This is a genomic window from Hyphomicrobiales bacterium (assembly GCA_016710435.1).
Lineage (GTDB): Bacteria > Pseudomonadota > Alphaproteobacteria > Rhizobiales > Aestuariivirgaceae > Aestuariivirga.
On sequence record JADJVV010000043.1, the window covers coordinates 1 to 4,109 of the forward strand.

The following is a 4,109-nucleotide window of genomic DNA, read 5'->3' on the forward strand; positions in this document are numbered from 1 at the left end:
AATAGCGGATCGCCATTTATTTATCCCAAGATATGAAGAAATGGTCTTATTATAACGACGTTGATCCATTTGTGTGCGCGTGGGCGAAAGAACTAATTAAGCGCGGACTCGTTGCGCCCGGTGTTGTTGACTGTCGTTCAATTACTGAGATTTCACCTGATGACCTCAAAGAGTTTGTTCAATGTCACTTCTTCTGCGGAATCTTGGGCTGGTCATACGCCCTGCGACTCGCCGGAATTCCCGATGACAGACCTGTTTGGACAGGATCTTGTCCCTGTCAACCATTCAGCGTCGCCGGCGCCCAGCGTGGCAGCGCAGATGAGCGCCACCTATGGCCTGCGTTCTTCAACCTCATCCGCGAGTGCAAACCTGCAAGCGTCTTTGGTGAACAAGTTGCCGGCGCTGCTGGCTACGCATGGTGGGATCACGTGGCAGCAGACCTGGAAGGCGAAGGCTACGCCGCAGCGGCGGCTGATATTGGCGCACACTCAGTCGGGGCTCCGCACATCAGGCAGCGGCTTTACTGGGTGGCCCACTCCGATGGCGGGCACGCCAGCGCAGAACGGGAACAATGCGGCGGGCAACAACGACAGCAGCAGGAAGACGGTGGCGCTGACTGCATCGACATGGGCAACGCCAACAACACGGGACCACAAGGACGGATCGCATACGCCAAACGTACCGGAGAACTCGCTGTTAGGCCGGCAGGTATGGACTGCTGGTCCGACATCGAATGGATCGAGTGCATCGACGGAAAGTACAGGCCAGTTGGCGCCGGCATTTTCCCGTTGGCTGCAAGGCTACCCAAAGGCTTGGTGCGAGGCGGCGATAGAAGCCTGGCACCAGATGCCAACGAGTCGTCGGAAGCGCGAGTGATGCGGTTGCGCGGGTATGGTAACGCCATAGTCCCGCAACTCGCTGCAGCGTTTGTGCGCGCGGCATTCGGATACACAGGATGATTGCCTGCCCGAGTGGATCGGAAAGCCGAACAATGAGTGCACTCGCGGCCAAGCGTGCGTTTGTAGCAATCAACCAAGGATCGTCACAATGACACCGTACGAGAGAGTAAAGCGCATCCTGGACAACACAGTAGGCTCCGACCTCAACTCTTGGGAGAAACATACGTTCTTGCTGAATATCAAGAGATGGACAGAACTTACTGACAAGCAGGAGAAAATCCTGCGCGAAATCGAGCAGAGAGTATTGTTGGAAGTTAACTATGGAGACCAGCCGAGGTGAATGTTCATATTTACGCTCCACCGGCGATCAGCCGCTTTATCAGGAGCGGGGTCTGCCCTGACTGCAAAAAGCGGACGCGGTTCATTGGCTGGTGCTACGAGTGGCACGGCGCAAGCACTACGTGCCTTCGCTGCGGGCGCGAGTGGCAAGACGGCGAGTGGATGCCGCTACCGTTCATGCGCGGAGCGAGGGAGCGCAACATCGCAGAGGCAAAGCGCCGCTGGCGACTGGAGATGATGGGGCCTAACGCTGGCGTAACTGGCCTTGCGCCGGAAGGAGATAAATCATGAGCACTGCGCCTATTGCGCAAGGTCCGGTTGACGTAAATGTTAGCCGTATGCCCGCCTGCAAGGGAACGAACTGCGGCTGCACTGATGGCCGGAACCACTCCCCTGAGTGTGTGGCCGAGTACGAAGAATGCACGAAGCTGCCCTACGACGAGAAGTACCTCCACCACCCCGACACAGGTACAGGTTGGAAGTGCTACGTGTGCGGGTACGGCGGCGCGGCGAACAACTACGCGAACACGTTTTGCGTGAACTGTCACTGCCACCGATGATGACGGCTAACGGTGCCTTCACCGGCCGCCGGTAGGCGGTCCGGTGCAAGGCGGGGTTAGGCTGACAACAATGAAGGATGAACAATGAGGCATTGCAAAGGTTGCAGCCACCCGACGATATGCAACACGCACGGCTGTGCGGCCGAGGAAGCGCGACAGAACGCGCTCCGCAAAGCCACCCCCACCGACGCGGCATTGATTGACCAACTGCGGCGCGCGCTGCGTGGGATGGTGGACTTAGCTGACCGCATAGACCTGGACCGGCCGACATTTGGTGATTGCCGGGCCATGCGCAATGCGCGGGTCGCGCTGCTGGCCGCAGAAGCCTAACGCATGGCTAAGTGGCCGGCTGCTTGCGGAGTGTCGCCTGGAGCGATGGCGCACAACATCGCAGAGGCAAAGCGCCGTTGGCGAGCTAAGTCAGCGGAATTGCCATCTAACGCTTAGATCAGGCCGACGCCGAAGGCGGTCGTACCGATCGCCGTGTTATGCCACGGGCAACTACTTGGAGGAACTAGGTGGGCGAAAAACGGAAGCGCAAGCACCTGAACGACTACTCACATGCCCACCGGGATATTGAGTTTGACCTCGAGGCCGCGATAAACATACTTGAGCGAGTGAGCGGTGCGCAGATCTGTGAAGGCGCTGAAGCGGAAGCAGCAGGTGCATCTGCGCAGGCTCGACGCAGCGGCTGAGAAACTTGGCGCACCGTATGTGGCATAGCGCTAGCTTGAGCGGCCTGCCGAGCGCGGAAATGGAGTGACCGATGAGCACGAAACAAACGATTTTGTACCGGATAGACGATAAGACGGGCGCCGGGTTTCACCTCTACCAAGACCTCCTTGAGCTTGATGAGGACGGCAATTGCCCGGTGCACCTTGAGCTAAACGCAGTGCAGTTCGAAGCGGGCGCTGGATGGCTAGCTGGCGGCGGTGGAGTGGATGTCACCATCCCGAGATCGTGGGCAGAGGAGCTCGGGCTTGTGGGGACTAGCGCCGCAGACGAAATTGAGAAGTTGCGTGGCGAGAAGTTGCGACTGGAAACCGCCATCCAGCGAACACTGGACGAGAACGGCCATCTCGCAGATGGTGACGACTGCACGCTGAGACATTTGGTGCGCGCAGCCGGAGTTTGACTGCGGAGGCGGGAACGGCGTCGATGTTTTGACGCACTTTGGAATCACTCAATAACGGAGATTCATATGCGAACTTTGGACGAACACAAGATCAATCCGGGCAATGACATACTGACCATCACTGTACTTGACGGGCCTGGCCACGGAGGTGCAAATCACGTTTACGACATCGAAGGCGGCGAAGCAGTGCCAACGCGCCTGCGCTTTCAGAACGGCCCGATCAGCGCCGACGGTAATGGCGTGAATGGCATCACTCACGAGGCACTACTCGCGGTGCTGTGCGACCGCTTGCGCGGGTTCCAAAAAGGCCCGTATTCGTGCAAGGCGAACGCCTGCGCACTGACGCACTTGGAAGAGGCGCAGCACTGGCTACAACAGCGCACCATAGCTCGCATGCGGCGCGGTGTAGAGGGCACTCACACAGCCTGAATTCCGACACCGATGGCATGGCGGACTGGGAATCAAACCGGGTGAATCCATGCTGCGGAGCACTGGCGCGCCGCGCACTTCAAACCAGCCAGGCCGGGGCAGGCCGGCACCACATACACAGGGGTCATAAGATGGACGAGAAAGAAAATGCCTTGATTGACGAGGGTACTCCAGTTGATTGACGAGGGTATTCAGTTCGGCGTAAACATGATGAAGTTGGTGCCGAAGGACGACAAACTGGCGCAGGAAGCCTACATCAAAGGCGTCATGTTTATCTTCATGGGCGCGCTGTGGGGCACCAAGGGCACGGAGTACGCGCGCGGCGTCATCGAGTCTCAACTGCGCTGCATGGAGTGCGAAGACGAGTTGCCGAACACTGAGGTAATCGACGCATGACGGCAAGCGAAGCGCCGCCCGACCCTATGGCTGATAATCAAGCGATGCCCGCGCCGGACGGGTTTTGCAAACGGGAATGTCCCTACATGGAAACATGGAACCACCCATTCTTCCACGACGCGGCGTGGTGCTGGAAGCAAATGCGCGACCTCGGCTATTACGACGGCCTGATAGCAGACTGCCTACACCGTGCGCCTGATGAGAGATTGGCGCTATTGCTGGAAGACGCGATTCCGTCGAGAAAGGAAAAAACATGATTACCCACGAAGAAGCCGAAGCAATTGCTGGAAAGATGATGCAGGACGATGTTAACTCCTGCAAAACGCAACACGGCGCATGATGTTGCAAATG

Annotated in this window: 5 protein-coding genes; all 5 read left to right on the plus strand. The window is 58.1% G+C overall.

The genetic code is table 11. The annotated features are described in order from the left end of the window. Positions 1–32: 32 nt before the first annotated feature. The 5 genes from IPM06_21235 to IPM06_21255 all read left to right on the plus strand — a co-directional run bounded on the left by IPM06_21235 (position 33) and on the right by IPM06_21255 (position 4,015). On the plus strand, positions 33–959 hold the full coding sequence (locus tag IPM06_21235) for a DNA cytosine methyltransferase (protein ID MBK8772936.1): 927 nt from the start codon (positions 33–35) through the stop codon (positions 957–959). A gap of 1,605 nt (positions 960–2,564) precedes the next feature. Continuing rightward, positions 2,565–2,933, plus strand: a complete 369-nt coding sequence (locus IPM06_21240; protein ID MBK8772937.1) for a hypothetical protein — start codon at positions 2,565–2,567, stop codon at positions 2,931–2,933. A gap of 66 nt (positions 2,934–2,999) precedes the next feature. Continuing rightward, a complete protein-coding gene (locus tag IPM06_21245) occupies positions 3,000–3,362 on the plus strand; it encodes an ABC transporter ATPase (protein MBK8772938.1) in 363 nt (120 codons plus the stop codon). A gap of 207 nt (positions 3,363–3,569) precedes the next feature. Beyond that, a complete protein-coding gene (locus IPM06_21250; GenBank protein MBK8772939.1) occupies positions 3,570–3,758 on the plus strand; it encodes a hypothetical protein in 189 nt (62 codons plus the stop codon). After that, positions 3,755–4,015, plus strand: coding sequence for a hypothetical protein (locus IPM06_21255; GenBank protein MBK8772940.1), 261 nt, complete (start codon positions 3,755–3,757; stop codon positions 4,013–4,015). Before IPM06_21250 ends, IPM06_21255 begins: the two co-directional genes overlap by 4 nt. Positions 4,016–4,109: the final 94 nt, after the last annotated feature.